This is a genomic window from Sphingomonas insulae, from assembly GCF_010450875.1.
Taxonomy (GTDB): Bacteria; Pseudomonadota; Alphaproteobacteria; order Sphingomonadales; family Sphingomonadaceae; genus Sphingomonas; species Sphingomonas insulae.
In genome coordinates this window covers 2,257,317-2,279,933 of record NZ_CP048422.1, presented here as the reverse complement: position 1 = coordinate 2,279,933, position 22,617 = coordinate 2,257,317, and the positions used below count along the sequence as shown (strand labels likewise).

The window sequence follows — 22,617 nt, the reverse complement described above, 5'->3', positions numbered from 1 at the left end:
ACGAAATACTTGACGTTCGCATGAAAGGAAGCGAACTTTCGAATCGAAAAAATGATGACGGAGGGCGAGGTGGCCAAGACGCATATCCTGGTGATTGATCAGGGAACGACGTCCACGCGTAGCATCGTCTTCGATGGCGAGGCGCGACGGGTCGGCATCGCCCAGGCTGAATTCGAGCAGCATTACCCCGAACCGGGCTGGGTCGAGCATGACCCGGCGGATATCTGGCGTGATGTGCTGGCCACCGCACGGGATGCTCTGCACGCAAGCAACCTCACTGCGAGCGATCTGGCGGCGATCGGTATCACCAACCAGCGCGAGACGGCGGTGGTATGGGATCGCATCACTGGCGAGCCGATCCACCGTGCGATCGTATGGCAGGACCGGCGTGGTGCGCCGCGCTGCCAGGAATTGAAGGCGGACGGCGCGGAGGCGCTGGTGCGGTCGCGGACCGGACTGCTGATCGATCCCTATTTCTCCGCGACCAAGATCGCGTGGATGCTCGACCATGTCGATGGCGCACGAACGCGGGCGGAGCGTGGGGAGCTGGCGTTTGGCACGATCGACAGCTTTCTGCTGTGGCGGCTGACTGACGGCGCCGTGCATGCGACCGATATCACCAATGCATCACGGACGATGCTGTATGATATCCATCGTGCGTGCTGGGACGAGGAATTGTGTCGCCTGTTGCGCGTGCCGGCCGCGATGCTGCCGGTGGTGCATGACAACGCACACATCTATGGCACGACTGCGCCTGACCTGCTCGGCGCGGCGGTGCCGGTGGCGGGGATCGCCGGCGACCAGCAGGCGGCGCTGTTCGGGCAGGCCTGTTTTAAACCGGGTATGGCCAAATCGACCTATGGCACCGGCTGCTTCATGCTGCTTAACACCGGTGATGAAGCCGTGACGTCTGAGCATCGATTGCTCACTACACCCGCCTATCGGCTGGAAGGCAGGACGACCTATGCGCTGGAGGGGTCGATCTTCGTCGCGGGCGCGGCGGTCAAATGGCTGCGCGACGGCATCGGCGTCATCACCCACGCCAGCCAGACGGACGATCTGGCGACGCGCGTTCCCGATAACCACGGCGTGTATATGGTGCCGGCCTTTGCAGGATTGGGTGCGCCGCACTGGGACCCGAACGCGCGCGGCGCGATCTACGGGCTGACGCTGGGTGCGGGCGCGGCGCATCTGGCACGGGCGGCGCTGGAGGCGGTGGCATTCCAGACGATGGACCTGATCGATGCGATGGCGGCGGACGGCGGGGGACGGCCGGCGATCCTTCGCGTCGATGGCGGCATGGCGGCGAACGACTGGCTGTGCCGGTTTCTGGCGGACATGATCGACACGCCGGTCGAACGCCCTGCCGATCTGGAGACGACGGCGCGTGGCGCCGCCTTCCACGCAGGGCTGGCGACCGGCGTCTGGTCGGGGCTGGACCATCTGGCCCGGCTATGGTCACGCGAACGATGTTTCGAACCGACGATGACCAGGGACGCGCGCGCACCCTTGGTCGCCGGATGGCAGGAGGCTGTACGCCGGACGCTGAGACCACACCGATGACGCACCCCTTGATCGTCGGCAACTGGAAGATGCACGGGGATGGCGCGTGGCTGGACCGGGTGGCTGCCATCGCCGGCGCCGTCGCCGTCCCGCAGATCGATGTCGCGCTCTGTGTACCGGCAACCCTCATCCATCGTGCTGCGACGATCGCACCCGGACTGACGATCGGCGCTCAGGATTGTCACTGGGCCGCCACGGGGGCGCATACCGGAGCGATCTCGGCAATGATGCTGCGCGAGGCTGGCGCGCAGGTGATGATCCTTGGCCATAGCGAGCGGCGCGCTGCGGGCGACGACGATGCGCACGTCGCGGCAAAGGTCGCGGCAGCGCAAAATGCCGGCCTGCGCGTTATCTTGTGCGTCGGCGAAAGCGCAGCCGAACGCGATGACGGTGCCGCCACGGCCCGGGTCCGGGCGCAACTGATCGCCTCTCTGCCCGAGCGGCTGACCGCAGGCCTGACCATCGCCTATGAACCGATCTGGGCGATTGGCCGCGGGGTCATTCCCAGTCCCGTGGAAATCACATCCGTCGTCGACGGCATACGGTCGGTCCTTACTGCGCGGAACGTCGCCAATGCTCGCGTGCTATACGGCGGGTCCGTAACCGCTGCGGCAACCCGCGACCTGCTGGCCCGGACCGATATCGACGGATTGCTCGTCGGAGCAGCCAGCCTGAAACCCGCGACGTTCAGCGAGATCATCGGAGCCGCAATTGGCCTTACCAATCTGGACAGGCCGAAGCCCCGGCTTTAACGGTGGGCATCGGGATTTTCCGCCAACGCGTGATACTTCGGAGTGACAGGGTGAATGGCCGACGGATGATGATGACGCAGATGCTGCGCTGGTTCGGCCCGGCCGATCCGGTAACGCTCCGCGCCATTCGCCAGTCCGGCGCGAGCGAAGTGGTCACCGCGCTTCACGAAATCCCCAATGGCGACGTGTGGCCTGAGCACGCGATTGCAGCACGCCGGACGATGGTGCAAGAGGCGGGGCTAGACTGGACCGTGGTCGAAAGCCTGCCGGTGCATGAGGATATCAAGCGCCGCGGTCCGGGGTGGGATCGCCTGATCCACGCCTATACCGACAGCCTGCGCCATCTTGCCGCCTGCGGTATTCGCGTCGTTACCTATAATTTTATGCCGCTGCTCGACTGGACGCGTACCGATCTGGCTTGGCCCCTGCCCGATGGCGCCCTAGCGCTGCGATTCGAGCTCGAGGCGGTGGCGGCTTTCGACCTCCACATCCTGCAGCGTCCTGGCGCGGAAGGTGATTATACACCGGATATCGTTGAGGCGGCCGGACGCCGCTTTGCCAGCCTCGATACGGACGCGCGGCACCGTCTGGAACGCACGATCATCGCCGGACTGCCCGGCAGCGAGGAAAGCTTCACCGCATCTGCGTTCCGCAAATCGATCGACACCTATGCCGGGATCGACGCCGATCGGCTACGCGCCAACCACATCGCCTTTCTCGATGCGGTTTGCCCGATCGCCGACGATGTCGGCTTGCAGTTGGTCGTCCACCCCGACGACCCCCCTTCCCCTTGTTCGGTCTGCCTCGTGTCGTCAGCACCGAAGCGGATGTGGCGGCGCTGTTCGCCCGCGTGCCCAACCGATCGAACGGCCTGTGCCTGTGCACAGGTTCGTTTGGCGTGCGCGCCGACAATGACCTGCCCGGCATGGTCGAGCGACTAGGCGATCGGATAGGATTTCTCCATCTGCGCTCGGTCCAGCGCGAACCTCGGGGTGCGTTTCATGAAGCGGCGCATCTGGCCGGCGATGCGCAGATGCCCGCGGTCGTCGCCGCGGTCCAGCAGCTGCAGAACCGGACGGGGCGGAGCATTCCCATGCGCCCGGACCATGGCCACCAGATGCTCGACGATCTCGGCAAGCGCACCAATCCAGGTTATTCGCTGCTCGGGCGGATGCGCGGCCTTGCCGAGCTTCGCGGATTGGAGGCCGGCCTCGCACATGCATCGGGGACAACGGTGCTCTAGGCCTCCCGCAGTGCGCCGGCAGCTTTCCAGAACATCAGATAGCCGAATACGCCCGACACGATCGAAGCGACGAGAATCGCGAGCGCCGCCTGCTCGGCCTGGATCGGATCGGCAAAAGCGAGTTCGGCGATGAACAGCGAGATCGTGAAGCCGATTCCGGCCACCCCGCCAATGCCGAGGACCATCCGCCACGTGACGCCATCCGGCAGGGTTGCCGTCCCAAGCCGGGTGGCAAGCCAAGTCGCCAGCAGGAATCCAATGGGTTTGCCGACGACCAGACCGGCGACCACGCCGATCGCGAGCGGCGCGTGAGCGGCTTCCGCGATCAACGTAGACGACAGATGGATGCGGACGTTCGACAACGCGAACAGCGGCAGTACGATATATGAGACCCATGGCGTCAACACACGGACCAGCCGCTCGGCGGCCTCATCCGTTGCTGCCGTCATCTCATGAATGTAACCTAGCTGTTGCTGCGCGCTGTCGCGTTGCTCTTCTGCCTCGGTCGGATCGTCGGCTTGCTCGGCCGCCGCATGAGCTTGCTTGAATTCGTCGATCGGATGCTGGACCCGTTCCGCAAATCGCCCCTCGGACAAGCGTGACCTGGTCGGCAGCAGCAATCCCACCGCAACGCCGGCGATGGTCGGATGTACGCCGGAGCCGAAGACGCCGATCCATACGATTACGCCGAGCAGTACGTAGGGGATTGGTGCTACCCAACGCAGCCGGAGCAGCCCAAGGATTCCACAATAGGCCACTTCCGCCAGCGCGAGGAACCACAGATCGATCGACGGCGTATAGGCGAACGCGATCACGGCCAGGCCGAACACGTCGTCGATCGCTGCGAACGCCAGCAGAACGGCGCGCACGGCTGGCGGAAGGCGGGTAGTGAACATCGCCACGATCGCGAGGCTGAAAGCGGTATCCATCGCCGCGACGACCCCCCAGCCGTGCTGCGTCGGCGTGCCGAGGTTGAAGGCGAGATAGATTGCCACCGGTACGATCAGGCCACCAATCGCGCCGGCGATCGGAAACACCCCGGTGCGCAGCGAGGCAAGCGAGCCTTTTACGAACTCCCGCTTCACCTCCGTCCCTATGATAAGAAAGAACAATGGCATCAACGCATCGTTGATCCATTCGGCGGCTGGCCGCGAAAACGACCACGCTCCGTAGCTTATGCGGACAGCCCGATCCCAGAGGCGGATGTAATCCGCGCCGACCGGCAAGTTGACGATAATGAGTGCGAGCACGGTCGCGATCAGGAGAGGACCACCCGAGACTTGTCCGATGGCAAAGAACGGCTCGATCTTCTGTAATGCGGCCGCGGCCGGAGAGTGGTGCGCGCGCGCGGCGACCTGCCCGGAAAGGCGTGGAGTAAGCGCCATGCAATGTCCTGTTTCCTCGGCCCGCCAACTATACACTTGAACGATCGGCCCCGTTCCCCGTGCTGTCTCGGCTTGGGACGATACCGCGATGAACCAACCGCCTACCCCGACTTCACGATCAACTTCGACTAGTCATGATCGATCCTTACACCATGACATGCGGACGCCCACTGATGACAAATTTGCAATTGATCGAACGCGCCGATAATATCGCTGAAAATTGTTATTTTGACTTTATGCCTGTAAAAGTCTTTTAGGACGGCGTCGTCCTTCCCCCAGGCATCGACATCATACCGTCCGACCGAGCGAGAATCCCGAATGAACAATGAGACGAACACCGTCGAGCTTGCCACCGAACTGACCATTGCGTGGCTCAGCAATCCCAACACCCGCACGTCCGCTGACGATGTTCCCGGATTCCTGCAGTCCATGTTTGCTGCGGTCGGGAAACTTGCGAACCCGGCTGCGGCCGAACCCGAGCAACCCGCGCAAGAGCATGTGCCGGCCGTGTCGGCACGCAAGTCTTTGGCATCCCGCGATCACATCATCTCGATGATCGACGGCAAGCCCTATCGCACGCTGCGGCGTCATCTCACGACCCACGGCTTGACCCCTGACGAATATCGCCAGCGTTATGGTTTGAAGTCGGATTATCCGATGGTCGCGCCATCATATAGCGAAAGTCGCAGCGCCATGGCCAAGACCATCGGGCTCGGTCGCAAAGCCGGCCAGAAGGTCGAACAATCGGCGGCCGGTGCCGCGAAGACGGTGCGTAAGGGTGGCAAGGCCGCTCTGCAGGCCGCTAAGGTTACGCTCGGCGCGAGCGAATAAGCATTTGACGGGGCGGCGATCGACGACGCCGCCCTCGTTGTCTCCAGCCTCGATTATTCCAGATCGTTCTCGCTGATGACTACCAACGATTGATCGGAGTTGCGCGCCAATGCGGCAAGCCCGGCCTCGGCGATCTCATCGGAAAAACGATTGAACATTTCGACCGCGTCATCCTCTTCCGGGGCGTCGCCGCTCAGGGCCTCGAGTACGTCGTACTGGACGGCGAACTGCACCTCTTCGGCATCGCATTCACCGGAAAATTCCACCTGCCGCTCGTTCGGATTGTCGAGGATGGTGGCAATGTCGATGTCGAGCTTGTCTGCGGCCATGGGGAAACCTCTTGCATGATGGTGGTCCGCGTGTTGCGGGCAGGACGGCATAGCGCGAAAGAGCGCGTGATGTTCCGCTCCATCCGAAATGCGGTTGCGCCAACGACATTCGCTAGCAACCGCTTCCCTGCCGTCGATGGCGGCACATGGCAATCCTCACGGCGAGAATGACAGCCGATCGTCCAATAACTCGGTACGGCTACTGCGCATGCAAGGCATGTCCATGAGCGGTCATGCACCCCGTTGCACCTGCGTGGGCGCATCAACCGATCTGCGGCGCTGTATCGCTGCGTCCGAACTAACGATCAGCGACCGTTCGCCATAGAACGCGACGTCGTGAAATTCTCTGGCGCTTGGTCGTCGAATGACCAGTTGAACGGCCGCGATGATATTGACCAATGACGCTTGGTACGCCGCAAGGTGCTGATCGTCGGATTTGAAACGGCGAGGCCAACTTCGATGTAAATGGGTCGCGCTCCTTAGATGGGCCTCGCATACGGCGTGGAAGCGGGGATAATCATTCCGCCAAATCGGGGGCGATCAATTTAGTGCGCGATACGTGAGAAAGGTCAGCGAAAAGCAATATACCAATCCAACGACCCGATGCCCAGCTTTGGTGATCCGAGCACCGATGACGTAGGCGATACACCCTCAGGACATTACTTCTTAGGCGCGCTCAGATGCGCACTAAGGTGCTTATTCATTTCAAACATGCTCACCGACGGCTTGCCAAAAATTTTGGCGAGCTTGTCATCTCCGTTGATCTGACGTCGATCCTTGGCATCCTGAAGATCGTTTTTCTTGATATACTCCCAGACCTTGCTCACCACTTCGCTGCGCGGCAGATCTTCGCTACCGACGATCTCCGCTAATTCGGGCGAAGGCGTAACCGGCGCGGTGATGCCGCCACGCGCGCCGGTCGCAGGCTTGCCGGTCGCCTTGACCTTTTTTTCGGCCGCTGCGGTTTCGTCTTTGCCGCGCTTTTCAGCAGATCGTGCCATGATCGTCTTCCTCGTTGTAGCTTTGAGGGGATGCTCCCTTGCGTGATATACGCTGTGCTCTCGTGTTCGTTGCCTTACGTTCGTTGTGAACGCGTTACAGATATCGCACGGACCTTAACCATACCGGGCTACCCACGCGTTCTAACCTCTTGCAGATCGAGTTCGCGGATCAGCTTCTGTGCCGTGGCGCTGCCGATCCTGCGCTCGCGGGCGCTGTTGACGATGGCGCGACGTTCCGCCTTCAGCCCGCGCAGCCGTAGGTCGCGCTCCAACCGGTCCTGCAACCTTGCCGCTGCAGCCACGCGCGCGCCCTGACTGCGACTTTCGATGCGGTCACGATACAGGTCCATTATGCGACTGCCGGCAGCGGAGTAATAGTCTGCATTGCCGTGCGCTTCTGCCAATTCGTGCTGGGCATGCTCGATCTCGCGGATCGCCGCTTCGTAGGCCATGACCCGGGCAGCATCTTCTTCGGCTTGTGACGACGGTTCGGGCGGTAACGTCAGGCCGTTAAGCAACACTGGCAACAGCAGGCTAGCCATGACGAGGGACGCGATGATGACCCCTGCCGCCAGGAAGATCGCAAGGTCGCGGGCGGGGAAAGGTGTACCGTCGTCCAGTGCCAGCGGCAGCGTCAGCACGCCTGCCAGAGTGATTGCACCGCGGACGCCAGCGAGAGACATCGCCGCGACCAGTCGCCATTCGGGGCTCCGTGGTACGGCTGCATCGGCGTCCTTACGCTGGCGAAGGAGAGTTAAACGCAGCGACACCCAGACCCATACAAAGCGCAGAGCGGCGAGGCCGGCGACGATGGCGATGATATAGGCGCCCAGCCATAGTGGGTTGCCGTGACCGGTGATCCGTACCGTTTGCTGCGCGCCTGCAAGTACGCCCGGCAACTGTTCCCCCAAGAGCACGAAGATGATGCCGTTCAAGGCGAACTGCACGGTATCCCACACCGAATTGCGGCGCATCCGGGTCGCTGCCATCGCCTGTCGCGAAATCTCCGCAAAGGTCATCGTCACGCCGGCAGCGACCGCGGCTAGGATGCCGGAGGCGTGGAAATGTTCGGCAAGCAGGTACGAGCCGAACGGAATCAGCAGACTGACAAGGATCTGAGAGGCGGTTTCCTCGCCATAGCGGCGCGACACCCATGCCTTGGCACGAGTGACGGCGACCGTCACCACCACGCCGATCAGGATGCCCGCTCCTGCGACCCAAACGAAATTGGCGGCAGCTGTAGTGGCCGAAAAGCCACCGGTCAGAGCAGCTGCGACGGCGAACCGCAGGCACACAAGCCCGGAAGCGTCGTTGAGTAACGATTCACCTTCAAGAATGTGCATCATCCGCCGCGGTATGGGCACGCGTGCAGCGATTGCCGACACCGCGATCGGATCCGTCGGCGACACCACCGCCGCCAGCGCGAAGGCCACTGCGAGCGGCATGGCGGGGATCACCCAGTGGATCACAAATCCCATGCCCAGCACGGTCAACAGAACGAGCCCTAGCGCCAGTTCCAGAACAACCGTCAGATCCTTGAGCAATTCGTCCTTCGGGATGCGCCAGCCATCCAAAAATAGGAGGGGGGGGAGGAAGAGCAGGAGGAATAGTTCTGGATCGAGGGCTACGCGATACGAGGTGGACAGGCCGATGAGGGCTCCGAGCACGATTTGCACCAAAGGTGTCGGGATCGGCAGCGGCAACATGCGCGAGGCGGCACCGCTGACCACGACGGCCACCAGCAGGAACAGGACGATCGAGATGACTTCCAACGCGTAACTCCGCGATGTGCCGGGGGTGAGGGCCGGCGCACCGACCCAAGCGTCTACGGGACGAGCGGCAAGGTCGCAATCGGCTGGTCGGCGGTGGTCAGCAGCCGCCAGCCGGCAGGCAAATAGTCGGTCGACATGTAGAAATAGAAGGCGCAGCTGCCATCGCTGCGATAGCTGCCGCCCTTGAGGATGCCGTAGGCGGTGCCGCCGAGGAAGACCGGGCTGCCGCTGTCGCCACTCTTGCAGACCGGACCGGCGACCGTCGTCCAGGTCGGCAGGCACGCCCCACCGCACAGGTCGCCCGCCGGCGCGAAATCGGTCAGTTCGACCTGCGAACAGCTGTAGCCGGTGCGTTCGCCGCGGTGGCACACCACGTCGCCGGCGCGCATGCCCGCCCTGCCCCGCGCACCGGTAACCTCCCGGGCGATCGACCGGGCGGTGTCGGCGAAGAACATCGGCGCGAGCGGTTCGGGACTGGCGTTGATCTGCACGTCCTGATGCCCCCAGCCCCATTGCCCGACGAAGGGCAGCGCCACCTCTCGTCCGTCCGCGTCGCGGATGCTGAGGGCGTCCGGGCAGTGCGCCGCGGTGGCCAGTCCCACCCGCATGCCGTCGGTGACGACGAAGCCGCTGGTGCACAGATAATGCCGCGGATCGCCCGGCACCATGCCGACCACGCGGGCACCACCGACGATGCCGCCCATGTCGAGCGCGGGCTGGTCGACGACGCGCAGACGCACCGGCACGCCGGTCAACGCGGCCAGCCGGTCGCGGAGCGCGTCCGCGCCCTCGCGCAGCACGTCGCGACCGGAGACGACGACGACGAGTTCGCCCCGCCGGGGATCGATGCCGATACCGGGCGGCCCGAGCAGGCTGGCGCGGATCGCCGCCTGATAGGCGGTGATCGCCTGGACGAGTTCGGTATGCGTCGCACGCGCGCCGCCGACGAACGTGACGCGGACCGGATAGCCCGCGAGATCGATCGTCTCGTCGGGCTGGTCGGCATCGCCGGTCAGCAGCACGGTGATGCCGAACGCGGGCTGATGGGTGACGGTGATGCCGGCGAGCCGGGTCGCAAAACGTGCCGCGATCGTATCGGTAGCAGCGACGCTCAGGGCCTGCATACGCACCTGCCGCAGCGCTTCGCCGGCAGGGACGCCCAGCAACGCGGCGACCGCATCCGCATCGCGCGCCAGCGCCTGTTCCGGCGCCTCGACCACCATCGGAGCGGCCGTCTGCGCCGTCGCCGGATTACCCCCGACGAGCGCCGACACCGCATACATAATGGCCCAGAATCGCCGCCCCACGCCGGCGTCCTACACCAACGAACTGGCTGGCGACTGAACGATGTCGCACGACGTGCCTTGTCGCCGGCACAATCGCCGGCCACGATGCGGCATGCGCCACCCGCTCCTTCTCGCCGCCCTCGTTCCCGCCGCCCTTGTTCCCGGCAATGCCGACGCGCAGGCCATTCCGGCCGGGCGTTGGGACGTGGTGTCGACCGCCGTCGACCTGGTCATTCCGGGCGCCCCCGGCTTTATCGTGCGCATGATGAAGGGCCGGTCGAAGACCGAACACAAATGCCTGTCGCCCGCCGCCGCGCAGGCGGGCGTGGCGGCCCTGCTGGCGCCCGACCCGAAGGCGAAGTGCCGGGTCGATGCGCTGCAGGTCGGCGGCGGCCGTTACAGCCAGGCGCTGAGCTGTCCCCAGAAGAAGGGCACGCCGATCCAGATCGCGCGGAACGGCAGCTTCGATGCCAGCGGCTTCAGCGGACGGTTGAAGATGGCCGGCCAGACGCCGAAGGGGGCGATGAGCGTGACGATCGACCAGACCGCCCGACACGTCGCGGGTCCGTGCAAAGGCTAGGCGGCGTGGACAAAATGATGACGCGCACGGCGCTGAAACAGGCTGGTAATGAGCCGACGACCCGGTAGCCTGTGCGCATGTTGCCGACCCGTACCTTGACCGGCTTGTTTGTCCTTGATGGGGACGATTACGAGTGGGAGCTACGCCGTGAGCCGCAATGGTGTACGGCTGATGGCTGGCAAGGCATGCAGGTTGCGGTCCGCGCTGCTGATGCAGGCGGCCGTGAGCTTCTCCTTCAATTTCCGATGCCAAAGAAGGCCGCGCAGCGTGCGCGGGGCAACCGACACCGGCCGCAAGTTCACCAAGCCGCGTTGGAGCAGGCAGTTAGGTCCGCCTTGTTGGACGGCTGGGATCCACAAGCGCGAGGGAAGACTTACCATGTTGACGTCCCGACCGGTCGTTGATCCAACGCTGCCTTTTGGAGGCAGGCTTGAGCCGGGGTAACCTCAACGAGGTGGAATGGCGCATCCTGAAAGACTGCTGCCGATTGAGCGCAACAAGCGCGGTCGAGGCAGGCCGCCCGACCAAAGCCGTCTGATCATTAGCGACATACTCTGGCGGCTTCGGTGCGGTGCACCGTGGCGCAACGTCTCGCCACAGTACGGGAGCTGGAATACATTTATCGGCGGTTCCGGCGGTGGGGCGAGGCCGGGGGCTGGGAGATCGTGGCGGCGACGCCAGCCAAGATCATGGCGGACACTGGCCATTACAGCATCGACAGCTGCACCGTCCGTACCCACGTTTCGGCAGCGGGCGAAAAAAGGGCGGGGCCATCGGCGCGCTCTTGGCCGCTCGCGAGGCGGGTTCACCAGTAAACTTCATTGCCTGGCTGACGCCCTCGGGCGACCGCTCGCCTTCCATCTGACGGGCGGCGAGGCGGCAGACTGCGAGGCGTATGATGCCAGATCGCTCTGTCAGAACGCGCACCCAATGCCCTGCTCGCCGACAAGGGCTACGATGCCGACGCGATTCGTGCCGACCTTGCTGAATGGAAGATCGAACCCGTTATCCCCGGCCGGTCAAACCGACGGGTGAAAATTGATCACGAGCGGACACTCTCCAAGCAACGCAACCGCATCGAGCGGATGTTCGGCCACCTCAAGATCAATCGCGCCATCGTCACCCGCAACGACCAGCTCGCCAGCAGCTTCCTCGGCATGACCCATCTCGCCACCGCCCGATACTGGTTCGAATTCGTCCACGCCGCCTGGCGCGGATCGACATTCGGCCTTCCACCTCCCCGGCGGAGGCCGGGGCCCAGTAGGGGCAGGCTGGTGATGAGGCGCAGGCCAGCATCGCAGCTGCTTGCCCTACCGGGCCCCGGCCTCTGCCGGGGAAGCGAGCTGGTCCCAGTGCCGTCGCGCTGTTGAATGTCGATGCGACCCGGGTCGCCCGGTCAGTTGGCGCTGAGCACGCCGGCGAAGCCGGGCTCTTCCAGCGCCCGGCCGGCGCCCAGGGCCACGCACATCAACGGCGCCTCGGCAACGATGACGGGCAGGCCGGTCGCGCGGCTGAGCACGTCGTCGATCCGTTGCAGCAAGGCGCCGCCGCCGGTCATCACGATGCCCTGTTCGACGATGTCGGCGGCCAGTTCCGGTGCGATCTGTTCGAGCGTCTTCATCACGACCTCGACGATCTGCGCGACCAGGTCGGCGATCGCATCGGCCACCTCGGACTGGCCGATCGTCAGTTCCTTGGGAACCCCGTCGACCAGATCGCGGCCCCGCACGCGCAGTTCCCGCTCGTCACCGTCATCCGGACGGCACGCCATGCCGACGTCGTGCTTGATCCGTTCGGCCGTCGCCTCGCCGATCATCAGATTGTGCTTGCGGCGGATGTGCGAGGCGATCGCCTCGTCCAGCTTGTCGCCGCCGACGCGCACCGAATTGCTGTAGGCGAGGCCGCCGAGCGACAGCACCGCGACCTCGGTCGTGCCGCCGCCGATGTCGACCACCATGAACCCGGTCGGCGCGGTGATCGGCAGGCCGGCGCCGATCGCGGCAGCCAGCGATTCCTCGATCAGCAGCACCTGTGATGCCCCGGCGTTCATCGCGGCCTGACGGATGGCGCGGCGTTCGACCTGCGTCGAACCGGCAGGAACGCAGATCACCATCTTCGGCCGTCGCTGGAACCGGCCCGATCCGCCATGCACCTTGGTAATGAAATGCTTGATCATCTGTTCGGCGACGTCGATGTCGGCGATCACGCCATCGCGCAGCGGCCGGATCGTCTCGACATGCTCGGGCGTCTTGCCCATCATCAGCTTGGCATCGGCGCCGACGGCCAGCACCTTTGGAATGCCGTCGCGCGTCTCGATCGCGACCACCGAGGGTTCGTTGAGGACGATGCCCCGGCCCGCGACGAACACGAGGGTGTTCACGGTGCCAAGGTCGATGGCCATGTCTTGGGAGGCGAGCCCGAAAGGCAGAGAAAGCCGCAAGGATGTGCTACTTCGTTGGTGGTGGCACGCGCCCGCAAGGGGAAGCGCGTCCAGCACGGGGATGCGCACGCCTTCGCCCTCCCCGCGTCCGCGTCAATCGGGTTGCGACGAAGGGCATGCGGCGGACGGCGATGTGCGCCGCCGTCTGCCGGCCGCTATCCCAGATAGTCGGCGTCGGTGACCTGCTCCATCCAGGTCACGACCTCGCCATCCTTCGCCTGGGCGATGGCGATGTGGCTCATCGCGCAGTCGGGCGCTGCGCCATGCCAATGTTTCTCATCCGCTGCGAACACGACGATGTCGCCGGGGCGGATATCCTCCACGGGTCCGCCGACGCGCTGCACCCGGCCGCGGCCGGTGGTGACCAGCAACGTCTGGCCGAGCGGATGCGTGTGCCAGGCGGTTCGTGCGCCGGGTTCGAACGTCACCGTCGCACCGCTGACCGCGCCGGCCCCGGAAAACGGCGCATCGATGCGTACCGTGCCGGTGAAATAGTCGGCAGGCCCCTTCGCGGAAGGCCGTGTGCCGCTGCGGATGATGTCCATTGTCCTCGTCCCCTTCGTTCGGTTCGCTAGGGTTGCCAGATCGGCCGGTGGCCGGGATCGAGCCGCCGGTCGATGAAATAGGCGGCGCTGATGAACGCCAGATGCGTCAGCGCCTGCGGGAAATTGCCCAACGGCAATCCGCGTACATCGACCTCTTCGGAGAACAGGCCGAGGGGGTTGGCATATGCCATCCCCTTGGCAAGGATCATCTGCGCATCGTCCATCCGCCCGGCGCGGGCGAGGCATTCGGCATACCAGAAGGTGCAGGTGGTGAACGCCCCCTCGCCGCCCTCCAGCCCGTCGGCATCGCGATAGCGGTAGACCAGTCCGTCGTCGCGCAGCTGGTCGCCGATCGCATCGAGCGTTGCCAGCCACACCGGATCGGTGGCCGAGACGAAGCGCACCAGCGGCATCATCAGCAACGCCGCGTCCAATCGGGTGCCGCCGCGCTCCTGAACGAAATAGCCGTGATCGGGATGGCGGAAGTTGGCCCACACATCCGCGACGATCGCATCGCGGCACCCGGCCCATTCGACCAGCGGTGCGGACAACGATCGCTTGGTGGCGAGGCGCATCGCCCGGTCGATCGCGACCCAGCACATCACGCGCGAGTGGAGGAAGTGCCGCGGTTCGGATCGCATTTCCCAGATGCCCGCATCCGCTTCCTGCCAATGCGCCATGACGTAGGCGATGATGCCGCAGACATGTTCCCACCCGTCGTGGGTGATCGCGGCGCCGTATTTATTCGACAGATAGATGCTGTCGAGCAGTTCGCCGAAGATATCGAGCTGGCTTTGCGCATGGGCGGCATTGCCGATGCGCACCGGCCGGCTGCCCGCATAGCCGGCGAGGTGATCGAGCGTGTGCTCGTCCAGCGCTTCCGACCCGTCGATCGCATACATGACGCGAATGGGGTGATCGACGTCGGATGCCGTCACTCGTTGCCCCGCCCAATCGCGGAAATGTTCGGCCTCTGCGATGAAGCCGAGGCGCATGAAGGCGTAGACGGTGAAGGACGCATCGCGGATCCATGTCGCGCGATAATCCCAGTTGCGGCCCGCGCCGGTCGCCTCCGGCAACGAGAAGGTCGCCGCGGCGGCCACCGATCCATGCTGCGCCGACGTCAGCAGCTTCAGCGCCAGCGCCGAACGGAGCACCTGTTCGCGCCAGCGCCCCTTGTAGCTGGCCTGCGACAGCCATTGCCGCCACGCGTGGATGGTCGAGGCGACTTCGGCCGCGATCGCGTCGTCGTCGGAGCGCACGAGCGTGTCGTCACCGAGCATGAACCAGGCGCTCTCACCCTCGGCAAGCGTCACCGTCGCGGATGCCGTGCCGTCCCCGTGCGCGAGCGGAACCGAGGCGAACAGGCGCATGGCAAGTTCGCGGCCGGCAAAGCGAACGCCGCCTTCGCTGGCGGTGACCTGCGGTAGGTCGCGCGCATAGTCGAAACGGGGGGCGCAGGTGGCGGTGAGGACGACGTTGCCACGCGTTGCGGTGATGCGCCGGATCAGGCAGCGCGCACCATGATCGGGGTGGATGCGGGCATCCGGGTGGGGCATCAGGTCGACCATCTCGACCGCGCCGTCCTCCCCCATCCAGCGGGTGACGAGCACGTTCGTATCGGGGACGTAGAGCTGGACGATATGCGGATCGTCGAGTTGCGGGCGGATCGAGAATGCGCCACCGTCCGGATCGAGCAGGTCGGCGAACACCGACGGACTGTCGAGCGAGGGCCAGCACAGATAATCGATCGTGCCGTCGGCCGCGACCAGCGCCGCGGTTTCCAGATCGCCGATGATGCCGTGTTCGCCGATGCTGCGCCGCGGCGGTACGCCCCTGCCCTGCGGATCGGCATCCGCCCCGTCGCGGCGGTCAACCATTGTCGCGGAATTCGGGATAGAGCGACATGCCGCCATCGACGAACAGCGTCGTGCCCGTCACGTAATCGGCGGCGTCGGACGCCAGCCAGACTGCCGCGCGCGCGACATCCTCCGGCTCGCCGATCCGGCCGTAGGGAATGAGGCGCAGCAGCCTGGCGAGCGCTTCGTCGCTGTCCCAGGCATCGGCGTTGATCGGCGTGCGGATGGCGCCCGGTGCGATGGCGTTGACGCGGATGCCATCGGCCGCCACCTCCTGTGCCAGCGACCGGGTGAGCATGCGCACGCCCCCCTTGGCGGAGGCATAATTGACGTGCCCCGCCCAGGGGATCACCTCATGCACCGAACTCATCGCGACGATCGTCCCGGCGCTGCGGGCGGGGCGGCCCGCGGCCGGCTGGGCGCGAAACCGGCGGACCGCTTCGCGCGCGCAGAGGAACTGGCCGGTCAGGTTGACGTCGATGACGCTGTTCCAGTCTTCCAGCGTCATGTCGGCGATCGCCGCATCCTTTTGAATGCCGGAATTGGCGATGAGGATATCGATCCGTCCGAACGCGTCGGCGCAGGCGTCGAACAACCGGGCGACCTCGTCCTCCACCGACACGTCCGCCTCCACGGCGATGGCCCTGCCGCCGCGATCGGTGATCCGGGCGACCAGATCGTCGGCCGGACCGGCGCTGGAGCGATAGTTGACGACGACCGCCGCGCCCGCATCGGCGAGTGCGGCGGCGACGCCAAGGCCGATGCCGGAACTCGCTCCGGTGACGATGGCGGCGTGACCGGCGAGTGCGGCATTCTGGGTGGGCATGGCGTCGGTTATCCCCGGGCGATCAGTCGCGGGTCGGCGACGAGGCGTTGACGGGCGTGGGCACCGACACGGGGCGCAACGTCTGTTCCTGATGATCCGGATCGATCCGCCGGGTGCGGCCGAGCGGCGCCACCGTCACCGGCGCCTTCGTGCGCAGCGCCTCGACGATCGCCTCGATCACCAATAGATCGCCCAGCCCCTCCTCCCCGTCGGGTTCGGGGCTGCGATCGTGCAGGATACAATCCGAGAAGTATTGCAGCTCGCCGCCGAACTGGTCGGTCGCCTTGAACGTCTCGTGGCTCTCCTTGTCGCCGATCCGGCGCCGGTGGACGAGACCCTGACCGAAGCCATAGGCCGGGTCCATGTGGATCGACCCCTTGGTGCCGGCGATGGTGAGGCTGTCGACCTGATTGGCGTAATAGCTGACCGTGAACTGGGCCAGGCGGTTGCCCGGCATGCGCAGCGTCACCGCAAAGGTGTCGTCGAGATCGCCCAGCCCCGCTTCGGGATGCCGGGTCGCGGCGGCGGACACCACCTCCAGCGGCTCCGCGCCGAACAGATAGCGGATGGCGTTGATCGGGTATGGCGCCATGTCGAACAACGGCCCCGCCTCGATCCCGTTGCTGGCGCGGTGGTTGGCGGGATCGACCATCTGCGCGAAGCACGAGGTGAAGGCGATCAGATCGCCGAGTTCGCCGGCGCGGATGCGCCGGATCGCATCCAGCGTCGCCGGTTCGAAGTGCAGGCGATAGGCGGTCATCAGCTGCGCCTTGCCCCGGGCGGCGGCGGCGATGATCTCGCGCGCCTTGGCCGACGAGACGTCGAGCGGCTTTTCGGACAGGACGTGGATGCCGGCCTCCAGCGCGGGCACCGCGAATTCGGCATGGCGCCAGTTGGGAGTGGCGAGGTAGATCGCGTCGATCTCGCCCGAGGCTAGCAAGGCGGCGAAGTCGTCGTAGCCGTAGAGATGCTTGACGCCGTATGTCTTGCCGAGCTTCGCGAGTTTCTCGGGATCGCCCGACACCAGCGCGGTGATCTCCGAATTGCCGGTGTGGGCGACGCCGGGCATCAGCGCCTCCTGCGCGATGTCGCCGAGGCCGACGATGGCGTAACGAATCTTGCGGCCGCCGAGGCCGAGCGCCGACGCGATGCTCATGCAGATCTCCTGAGGATGTATGCCTGTCGCAACCGAACGAACGGACGGGAGGTTCCGGCGCGCGATGCACAATGCGGTCGATGGACTGGCGGCGGGTGTGCGCTGCCGATTGCACCGGTCGTGCGTCGTGCCGATATCGCGCGCCGAACAGGAGATTTGAGATGGCCGACACCACCAGCGCCGACAATCAGCCCAGCGGCTATGTGCCGCCCGACGTCTGGACCTGGGAACCGGGCAACGGCGGCCAGTTCGCCAGCATCAACCGGCCGGTGTCCGGCGCGACGCGGCAGCAGGACCTGCCGGTCGGCGAACATCCGCTGCAACTCTATTCGCTCGGCACGCCCAACGGGCAAAAGGTGACGATCATGCTCGAAGAGCTGCTCGCCGCGGGTCATTCGGGCGCGGAATACGATGCCTGGATCGTCGAGATCGCCAAGGGCGACCAGTTCGGCAGCGGCTTCGTCGAGGTGAACCCCAATTCCAAGATCCCCGCGCTCGTCGATCGATCGGTGGAGCCGAGCGTCGCATTGTTCGAAAGCGGTTCCATCCTCTTCTATCTGGCGGAGAAGTTCGGCGCGTTCCTGCCGACCGAGCGGCATGCGCGCGCGCAGGTAATGAACTGGCTGATGTGGCAGATGGGATCGGCGCCGTTCCTGGGCGGCGGCTTCGGCCATTTCTTCGCCTATGCGCCGTTCAAGATCCAATATGCGATCGACCGCTATGCGATGGAGGCGAAGCGGCAGCTGCACGTGCTCGACACGCAGCTGTCCCGCAGCGACTATGTCGCAGGAGACAGCTACTCGATCGCCGACATGGCGATCTGGCCGTGGTACGGCGGCCTGTTCGACGGCATCTACAAGGCGCAGGCGTTCCTGGGTCTGGAGGACTATCCCAATCTAGAACGGTGGTATCGCCTGGTCGGCGGGCGCGAGGCGGTCCGCCGGGGGCGGATCGTCAATCGTGCGACGGGGGAGCCCGGTACGATCCTGCGCGAACGCCACGATGCGGCGGATTTCGAGGGCCTGACGCTCGGCTGACGCGGGCTTCACGCGAGCGGGTGGCGTCGATCGCGCGGCATGCCTATAGCCACGCGATGATCGCCGTTTCCCGCACCCTGTGCCGCCTCGCCTGTGTCGCCGTCCTGCCGCTGATGGCGCCCTCGATCGCCGACGGTGCGACCGCCCGCAAGGCGAAGCCGCGCGCGGGCGTGCCGGCGGTGGTCAAGCCCGATACCGCCGTCATACCCCTGCCGCTCAACCCGATCGTGCCCGCCGGGCAGCGGGTATGCGCCAGCCGGACGCCGGGCGGCCTGGGCTATGTCATGTTGCGCGCAGGCCCGGGTGCGAAGCCGACCGCGACCGACGTGGTGCTGGTCAATTACATCGGATATCTCGCGTCGACGGGGGCGGTGTTCGACCAGGGCATGCGGACGCCGATGCCGGTCGGCGGCGTGATCCCGGGTTTTTCGCAAGGGTTGCAGATGCTGGGCAAGACCGGGATCGGCCGGTTCTGCATTCCGGCCGCGATGGGTTACGGCGCGCAGGCGTCCGGGCCGATCCCCGCCAATTCGGACTTGGTGTTCCAGGTCGAACTGCTGGATTACAAGACGGCCGCCGAGATCGAAAGCATGAACAAGGCGGCATCCGCAGCGGTGGATGACGCGAAGGACGCAGGCGCCAAGCCGTGAACCCGTCGGCGGTGCGACCGCCGATCAGCGGCAGGTCGCGACCACGACCTCCCATCGACGCAGCGCCCGTACGCGCCTGACGGTCCATGACCGGCCGGTCCGTTGCAGGAACCGCAGATGAATGCCGCGGGCGTGCTGGGCGAAATCGTAGAAATCGATCCGGTGGTGCGCCAGAACCAGCCTGCCGCCGGGCCGCAACGCGGCGGCGACGTCCGCCGCCACCCGCGCCATGTCGCGCGGGGACAGATAATAGAGAAGCTCCGCGACGACGATCGCATCATAGACCGGTCGCGGGAATGGCGCCGGCAAAGCCAATTGCGATGCACGAGCGCGGGGATAACGCGCCACGGCCTGCGCGGTCAGCCGCGTGCCCTCCGCCGTTCCTTCCGTCGCGTCGAGGCGTAGTGCCCTTGGGGAGATCGCGGCGCTGTTCGAGCCGTTGCCGCTGGCGAGTTCCAGCACGCGGCCAAGCGGGCCGGGACCGAGGGCGTGGAGGATCGCCTGTCGCTTGATGGCCTCGTCATGGTTGCTCAGCGTGCGCCATGGGTCGCTGTCGGTCGCGAACTTGGCCGCGAAGCCGCCGAGATCGATCGTCGTCATCGGCAAAGCTCCACGAATGCCTCGAGCGGATAACAAAATGCGTCCAGTTCGTGCCGGGCGATGGCGAACCCCGCCGGATCGTCGCTGATCGCACCGAGTTGCGTCCGGTGAAGGCGGATCAGCGATCGCTTCCCCGCCGACCCGCCGGGCGCCGCGAGCGTGCGGCCGCGGCCGCGGCCGCGGTCCAGCGACCGCGGCGGCCAGACCTGATAGGCAAGGCGGCGTGCGCCGCCCGGGACCCGGCGCAACGCCATCGCGACGGCACGATGATCGGGATGCGCATCGCCGATGGCGGGCGCGACGATCAGGTCGGCATCGGCGACGATGCGGCGCAGCGCCAGCGTGCAGGCCGGCAGATGTGCGCTCACCGCTCCATCCGGCAGGCCGAGAGTCCGTACGGCACCCGCCGGCACGCCGAGACGCCGTAGCGCGCGACGGGATTCGCGATACCGCTCCGCAATCAGGCGTGCGGCCGGCCAGCGCCGGCTGCCGGGATGCGATGCGGCGCCGTCACTGACGATCACGATGGTCACCCGGCAGCCGCGACGGCGCAGCGCGCCGATCAACGCGGCGGCGCCGATCACCTCGTCATCGGGATGGGGCGCGATGACGACGGCATGCCGCGGTCGCCCGAGCCGGAGCCTCACAGCGATGGCACGAGGTGTCCGGCGGCAACCGCCGCGCCGACCCGCAGGCGCTGCCCGTCGGGCGCCGGCTGGCGCAGATAGACCGCCAGGTCGGTCAGCATCGCCGCCAACGGGTGATCGAGGAAGTGGCCGGTGAGGCCGACGGACTGCTGCGCGAGGGCAAGCGCCCGTTCCGCCGCATCGGTGACCGCAAGCCGGGCGGCCGCCACCCGCGGCAGTCGAGCGGCGTCGTCCTGTTCGAACCAATCCACCGCCGTGCGCCGGACGATGCTGGCGGCGGTGTCGGCCAGACAGAATATCTCGGCCAGTCGCGCAGCCTGAAAGGGATCGCCGACCCGGTCCGTCGCGATCAGATGGTCGCGCACCCGATCGCACAGGCCCGCGATGCCGCCGGCGTGGACCGCGACGAAGCGCAGCGCCCCGCCGCCGAAAAACGGTTCACGCGCATAGTCGCCGGGTGCGCCGATGAGGGCATCGTCGCCGACCGCGGCGTGCGACCAGCGGACGCGATGGGTTTCCGATCGCTGCATGCCGGTCATGCGCCACCAGTGGCGATCGACCATCGGCGGCACGTTCGCCAGATCGACCAGCAGCAATCGCGCGCCGTCAGCCGTATCGGCGGTGACCAGCGCATGGGTGAGGACGCCCGCACCCGACGCATAGCTCTTGCCGCCACGCAGCCCATCGTCGGCGAGCACCAGGGGTTCACCCGCGAGCCCTGCGTTCCAGACGCCCAGCATCGCCCCCGCGGCAAGCGCCGCGAGCAAGCGGTCGACTTGCGCCGCCGTGCCGTAGCGGCGAACGATCTGTACCGCATCGACATGCCCCTCCAGCAGGCGACCGAGCGGCAGGTCGCGCCGGCCCATCGCGTACAATACGGTGAGGAGCGACAGATAGCGGCCCGGCGTGTCGGGATCACGCGGCGCATCACGGTCCCAACCGGCGGTCGCGATCGCCGCGCGCAGCAGATCTGCCGTGTCGGTCATGCCGCCACCCCCTCGCCCGCCGCCATTTCCAGCGATGTCAACGCATCCTCGGCGGCCTGTAGCGTCACGAGATCGGCGGCACCCTGCGGCGCGGGTACGATGCGCATCGCGAACGCTTCCGCATTCGGGCAGTCGCGGGCAACGCCAAGGACATGGTCGCCGGACAGGCCCAGCTGGCTACCGAGCTGTGCACGCATATCACCATCGTCGATCCTGGCGAATCCCGCCCGCATCGCCGCGTGCGCCTGCCATTGGCCGACGAGGATGCGGGGATGGACGAACAGCGGCGGTTCGCCGGCGTCGAGCGCCTGCAACGCGCTGGCCAGCCCGGCGGGCGCGCGGCCATGTCGCCGCGATGACGTTTCAACGATCATCGCGCCGTCCCGCCGCACCCGAAACCCCGCGCGTGCCGCATCGTCGAGCAACGTCGCATCCTCTGCCGACGGCAGGGGCCTGAAGCCGCCGAGCGCCCGGTAGACGGAGGATCGCATCGCCATATTGGCGCCGCCGCTGAAATGATGGGTATCGTGAGCCTCCCAAGGAACCGGGTCGATGCGCCGGCGATAGGCGTATAGCCGGTCGTAATACCATTCGATCCGCGACTGCGTTCCATCGGCCATGCCGTTTCGACGCATGATCCTGCCGGCGACGATGTCGGACCGGGCAAGGGCCGCGGTTCCGCTGGTGATCCAGTCGCGCCGTGGCCACGTGTCTGCATCGGTGGTGAACAGCAGGCCTTCCGCCCCCGCCAGTCGCGCGACGCCCATCGCCATCGCCGCATGCCGCGCCACGCCCGCGTTGGACGCCCGGCCGGCGGTGCCGACCTGGACCTGCAAGGCGAACGGCATGGTCGATGCGGCGCGGTCCAGCACCGCCACGCTGTCGTCCGTGCACGCATCCAGATAGATACAGACGGCAACCGAGCGATCGATACCGTCAAGCCCTGCCAGCGCGGCGAGCAAGCCCGGCAGTGCGCGTTGTTCGTTGCGCGCGGGCACGCAGATCACCACGGATAACGCGTCGGTCAGGGGCATTCTCCGGCCAGTTCCCCGCACCTTTTGCGATGATGGCAATCTATCGATGTGCTTCAACCTCTTAATCGAGATGGCTGCATTCGCCAACCGACTTG

General features: G+C 66.0%; 22 protein-coding genes and 1 pseudogene. 9 read left to right on the top strand and 14 right to left on the bottom strand.

The annotated features are described in order from the left end of the window. The first annotated feature begins 54 nt into the window (after nucleotides 1–54). The 3 genes and pseudogenes from glpK (at nucleotide 55) to uxuA (ending at nucleotide 3,558) form a co-directional block, all read left to right on the top strand. A complete protein-coding gene (glpK, locus tag GTH33_RS12485; RefSeq protein WP_208404044.1) occupies nucleotides 55–1,563 on the top strand; it encodes a glycerol kinase GlpK in 1,509 nt (502 codons plus the stop codon). An 8-nt stretch (nucleotides 1,564–1,571) separates the two neighbouring features. Continuing rightward, nucleotides 1,572–2,315, top strand: a complete 744-nt coding sequence (gene tpiA, locus GTH33_RS12480; RefSeq protein WP_338054382.1) for a triose-phosphate isomerase — start codon at nucleotides 1,572–1,574, stop codon at nucleotides 2,313–2,315. 65 nt (nucleotides 2,316–2,380) lie between these two features. Then, nucleotides 2,381–3,558, top strand: a pseudogene (uxuA, locus tag GTH33_RS12475) (mannonate dehydratase). Here uxuA and nhaA read toward each other — a convergent pair. Next, nucleotides 3,555–4,943 (bottom strand): Na+/H+ antiporter NhaA, encoded by a 1,389-nt coding sequence (nhaA, locus tag GTH33_RS12470; RefSeq protein ID WP_163958665.1) that lies wholly within the window; start codon nucleotides 4,941–4,943, stop codon nucleotides 3,555–3,557. The pseudogene uxuA and the gene nhaA sit on opposite strands and share 4 nt — an antisense overlap. A gap of 318 nt (nucleotides 4,944–5,261) precedes the next feature. On the opposite strand from nhaA, the gene GTH33_RS12465 reads away from it, so the two are divergent. Next, a complete protein-coding gene (locus tag GTH33_RS12465; RefSeq protein ID WP_163958664.1) occupies nucleotides 5,262–5,774 on the top strand; it encodes a Ros/MucR family transcriptional regulator in 513 nt (170 codons plus the stop codon). A 53-nt stretch (nucleotides 5,775–5,827) separates the two neighbouring features. Here GTH33_RS12465 and GTH33_RS12460 read toward each other — a convergent pair whose 3' ends face one another. The 4 genes from GTH33_RS12460 to GTH33_RS12445 form a co-directional block, all read right to left on the bottom strand. Continuing rightward, the gene (locus GTH33_RS12460) at nucleotides 5,828–6,103 is read right to left on the bottom strand and encodes a DUF1488 family protein (RefSeq protein ID WP_163958663.1); all 276 of its coding nucleotides are present in this window, start codon (nucleotides 6,101–6,103) and stop codon (nucleotides 5,828–5,830) included. Nucleotides 6,104–6,762: 659 nt separating this feature from the next. After that, nucleotides 6,763–7,104 carry an SWIB/MDM2 domain-containing protein gene (locus GTH33_RS12455; protein ID WP_163958662.1) on the bottom strand — a complete coding sequence of 114 codons (342 nt, stop codon included), beginning with the start codon at nucleotides 7,102–7,104 and terminating at the stop codon, nucleotides 6,763–6,765. A 128-nt stretch (nucleotides 7,105–7,232) separates the two neighbouring features. Next, nucleotides 7,233–8,876 (bottom strand): Na+/H+ antiporter, encoded by a 1,644-nt coding sequence (locus tag GTH33_RS12450; protein ID WP_208403990.1) that lies wholly within the window; start codon nucleotides 8,874–8,876, stop codon nucleotides 7,233–7,235. A gap of 53 nt (nucleotides 8,877–8,929) precedes the next feature. After that, on the bottom strand, nucleotides 8,930–10,183 hold the full coding sequence (locus tag GTH33_RS12445) for a S1 family peptidase (protein ID WP_249054890.1): 1,254 nt from the start codon (nucleotides 10,181–10,183) through the stop codon (nucleotides 8,930–8,932). A 91-nt stretch (nucleotides 10,184–10,274) separates the two neighbouring features. Here GTH33_RS12445 and GTH33_RS12440 point away from each other — a divergent pair, with 91 nt between their 5' ends. The 3 genes from GTH33_RS12440 to GTH33_RS18435 all read left to right on the top strand — a co-directional run bounded on the left by GTH33_RS12440 (nucleotide 10,275) and on the right by GTH33_RS18435 (nucleotide 12,112). Continuing rightward, nucleotides 10,275–10,742 (top strand): DUF3617 domain-containing protein, encoded by a 468-nt coding sequence (locus GTH33_RS12440; protein ID WP_163958661.1) that lies wholly within the window; start codon nucleotides 10,275–10,277, stop codon nucleotides 10,740–10,742. A 459-nt stretch (nucleotides 10,743–11,201) separates the two neighbouring features. Beyond that, nucleotides 11,202–11,777: a transposase gene (locus GTH33_RS18440; protein ID WP_163958660.1), complete on the top strand. Its 576-nt coding sequence runs from the start codon at nucleotides 11,202–11,204 to the stop codon at nucleotides 11,775–11,777. Further along, nucleotides 11,678–12,112 (top strand): transposase, encoded by a 435-nt coding sequence (locus GTH33_RS18435; RefSeq protein WP_420877070.1) that lies wholly within the window; start codon nucleotides 11,678–11,680, stop codon nucleotides 12,110–12,112. Before GTH33_RS18440 ends, GTH33_RS18435 begins: the two co-directional genes overlap by 100 nt. A gap of 26 nt (nucleotides 12,113–12,138) precedes the next feature. Here GTH33_RS18435 and GTH33_RS12425 read toward each other — a convergent pair whose 3' ends face one another. From GTH33_RS12425 to GTH33_RS12405, 5 genes are all read right to left on the bottom strand, one after another. Beyond that, on the bottom strand, nucleotides 12,139–13,143 hold the full coding sequence (locus tag GTH33_RS12425) for a rod shape-determining protein (RefSeq protein WP_243848237.1): 1,005 nt from the start codon (nucleotides 13,141–13,143) through the stop codon (nucleotides 12,139–12,141). A 194-nt stretch (nucleotides 13,144–13,337) separates the two neighbouring features. After that, a complete protein-coding gene (locus GTH33_RS12420) occupies nucleotides 13,338–13,727 on the bottom strand; it encodes a (R)-mandelonitrile lyase (protein WP_163958658.1) in 390 nt (129 codons plus the stop codon). A 26-nt stretch (nucleotides 13,728–13,753) separates the two neighbouring features. Then, a complete protein-coding gene (locus GTH33_RS12415) occupies nucleotides 13,754–15,607 on the bottom strand; it encodes a glycoside hydrolase family 15 protein (protein WP_163958657.1) in 1,854 nt (617 codons plus the stop codon). Then, nucleotides 15,600–16,412 carry a glucose 1-dehydrogenase gene (locus GTH33_RS12410; protein WP_163958656.1) on the bottom strand — a complete coding sequence of 271 codons (813 nt, stop codon included), beginning with the start codon at nucleotides 16,410–16,412 and terminating at the stop codon, nucleotides 15,600–15,602. Before GTH33_RS12410 ends, GTH33_RS12415 begins: the two co-directional genes overlap by 8 nt. Nucleotides 16,413–16,434: 22 nt before the next feature. Beyond that, on the bottom strand, nucleotides 16,435–17,568 hold the full coding sequence (locus GTH33_RS12405; protein WP_163958655.1) for a Gfo/Idh/MocA family protein: 1,134 nt from the start codon (nucleotides 17,566–17,568) through the stop codon (nucleotides 16,435–16,437). 161 nt (nucleotides 17,569–17,729) lie between these two features. On the opposite strand from GTH33_RS12405, the gene yghU reads away from it, so the two are divergent. Both yghU and GTH33_RS12395 read left to right on the top strand, forming a co-directional pair. Then, on the top strand, nucleotides 17,730–18,605 hold the full coding sequence (gene yghU, locus GTH33_RS12400; RefSeq protein ID WP_163958654.1) for a glutathione-dependent disulfide-bond oxidoreductase: 876 nt from the start codon (nucleotides 17,730–17,732) through the stop codon (nucleotides 18,603–18,605). 56 nt (nucleotides 18,606–18,661) lie between these two features. Continuing rightward, on the top strand, nucleotides 18,662–19,255 hold the full coding sequence (locus tag GTH33_RS12395) for an FKBP-type peptidyl-prolyl cis-trans isomerase (protein ID WP_163958653.1): 594 nt from the start codon (nucleotides 18,662–18,664) through the stop codon (nucleotides 19,253–19,255). Between the two features lie 24 nt (nucleotides 19,256–19,279). On the opposite strand, the gene GTH33_RS12390 is transcribed toward GTH33_RS12395, so the two are convergent. From GTH33_RS12390 to GTH33_RS12375, 4 genes are read right to left on the bottom strand one after another with little or no spacing between them, the layout of a single operon-like run. Then, nucleotides 19,280–19,855, bottom strand: a complete 576-nt coding sequence (locus GTH33_RS12390; RefSeq protein WP_163958652.1) for a class I SAM-dependent methyltransferase — start codon at nucleotides 19,853–19,855, stop codon at nucleotides 19,280–19,282. Continuing rightward, nucleotides 19,852–20,502, bottom strand: a complete 651-nt coding sequence (locus tag GTH33_RS12385) for a PIG-L deacetylase family protein (RefSeq protein WP_163958651.1) — start codon at nucleotides 20,500–20,502, stop codon at nucleotides 19,852–19,854. The genes GTH33_RS12390 and GTH33_RS12385 overlap by 4 nt, the downstream gene beginning before the upstream one ends. Continuing rightward, a complete protein-coding gene (locus tag GTH33_RS12380; RefSeq protein WP_163958650.1) occupies nucleotides 20,499–21,488 on the bottom strand; it encodes an acyl-CoA dehydrogenase in 990 nt (329 codons plus the stop codon). The genes GTH33_RS12385 and GTH33_RS12380 overlap by 4 nt, the downstream gene beginning before the upstream one ends. After that, nucleotides 21,485–22,522: a glycosyltransferase family 2 protein gene (locus GTH33_RS12375; RefSeq protein ID WP_163958649.1), complete on the bottom strand. Its 1,038-nt coding sequence runs from the start codon at nucleotides 22,520–22,522 to the stop codon at nucleotides 21,485–21,487. Before GTH33_RS12375 ends, GTH33_RS12380 begins: the two co-directional genes overlap by 4 nt. Between the last annotated feature and the right edge of the window lie 95 nt (nucleotides 22,523–22,617).

Bases quoted from the DNA above. Each gene is read 5' to 3' on its own strand.
- GTH33_RS12375 (WP_163958649.1), bottom strand. From the start codon at position 22,522: ATGCCCCTGACCGACGCGTTATCCGTGGTGATCTGCGTGCCCGCGCGC.
- GTH33_RS12465 (WP_163958664.1), top strand. From the start codon at position 5,262: ATGAACAATGAGACGAACACCGTCGAGCTTGCCACCGAACTGACCATT.
- GTH33_RS18440 (WP_163958660.1), top strand. From the start codon at position 11,202: ATGGCGCATCCTGAAAGACTGCTGCCGATTGAGCGCAACAAGCGCGGT.
- GTH33_RS12425 (WP_243848237.1), bottom strand. From the start codon at position 13,143: ATGGCCATCGACCTTGGCACCGTGAACACCCTCGTGTTCGTCGCGGGC.
- GTH33_RS12415 (WP_163958657.1), bottom strand. From the start codon at position 15,607: ATGGTTGACCGCCGCGACGGGGCGGATGCCGATCCGCAGGGCAGGGGC.
- GTH33_RS12405 (WP_163958655.1), bottom strand. From the start codon at position 17,568: ATGAGCATCGCGTCGGCGCTCGGCCTCGGCGGCCGCAAGATTCGTTAC.
- yghU (WP_163958654.1), top strand. From the start codon at position 17,730: ATGGCCGACACCACCAGCGCCGACAATCAGCCCAGCGGCTATGTGCCG.
- GTH33_RS12460 (WP_163958663.1), bottom strand. From the start codon at position 6,103: ATGGCCGCAGACAAGCTCGACATCGACATTGCCACCATCCTCGACAAT.
- GTH33_RS12410 (WP_163958656.1), bottom strand. From the start codon at position 16,412: ATGCCCACCCAGAATGCCGCACTCGCCGGTCACGCCGCCATCGTCACC.
- nhaA (WP_163958665.1), bottom strand. From the start codon at position 4,943: ATGGCGCTTACTCCACGCCTTTCCGGGCAGGTCGCCGCGCGCGCGCAC.
- GTH33_RS12390 (WP_163958652.1), bottom strand. From the start codon at position 19,855: ATGACGACGATCGATCTCGGCGGCTTCGCGGCCAAGTTCGCGACCGAC.
- GTH33_RS12455 (WP_163958662.1), bottom strand. From the start codon at position 7,104: ATGGCACGATCTGCTGAAAAGCGCGGCAAAGACGAAACCGCAGCGGCC.
- glpK (WP_208404044.1), top strand. From the start codon at position 55: ATGACGGAGGGCGAGGTGGCCAAGACGCATATCCTGGTGATTGATCAG.
- GTH33_RS12420 (WP_163958658.1), bottom strand. From the start codon at position 13,727: ATGGACATCATCCGCAGCGGCACACGGCCTTCCGCGAAGGGGCCTGCC.
- GTH33_RS12380 (WP_163958650.1), bottom strand. From the start codon at position 21,488: ATGACCGACACGGCAGATCTGCTGCGCGCGGCGATCGCGACCGCCGGT.
- GTH33_RS12395 (WP_163958653.1), top strand. From the start codon at position 18,662: ATGATCGCCGTTTCCCGCACCCTGTGCCGCCTCGCCTGTGTCGCCGTC.
- GTH33_RS12440 (WP_163958661.1), top strand. From the start codon at position 10,275: ATGCGCCACCCGCTCCTTCTCGCCGCCCTCGTTCCCGCCGCCCTTGTT.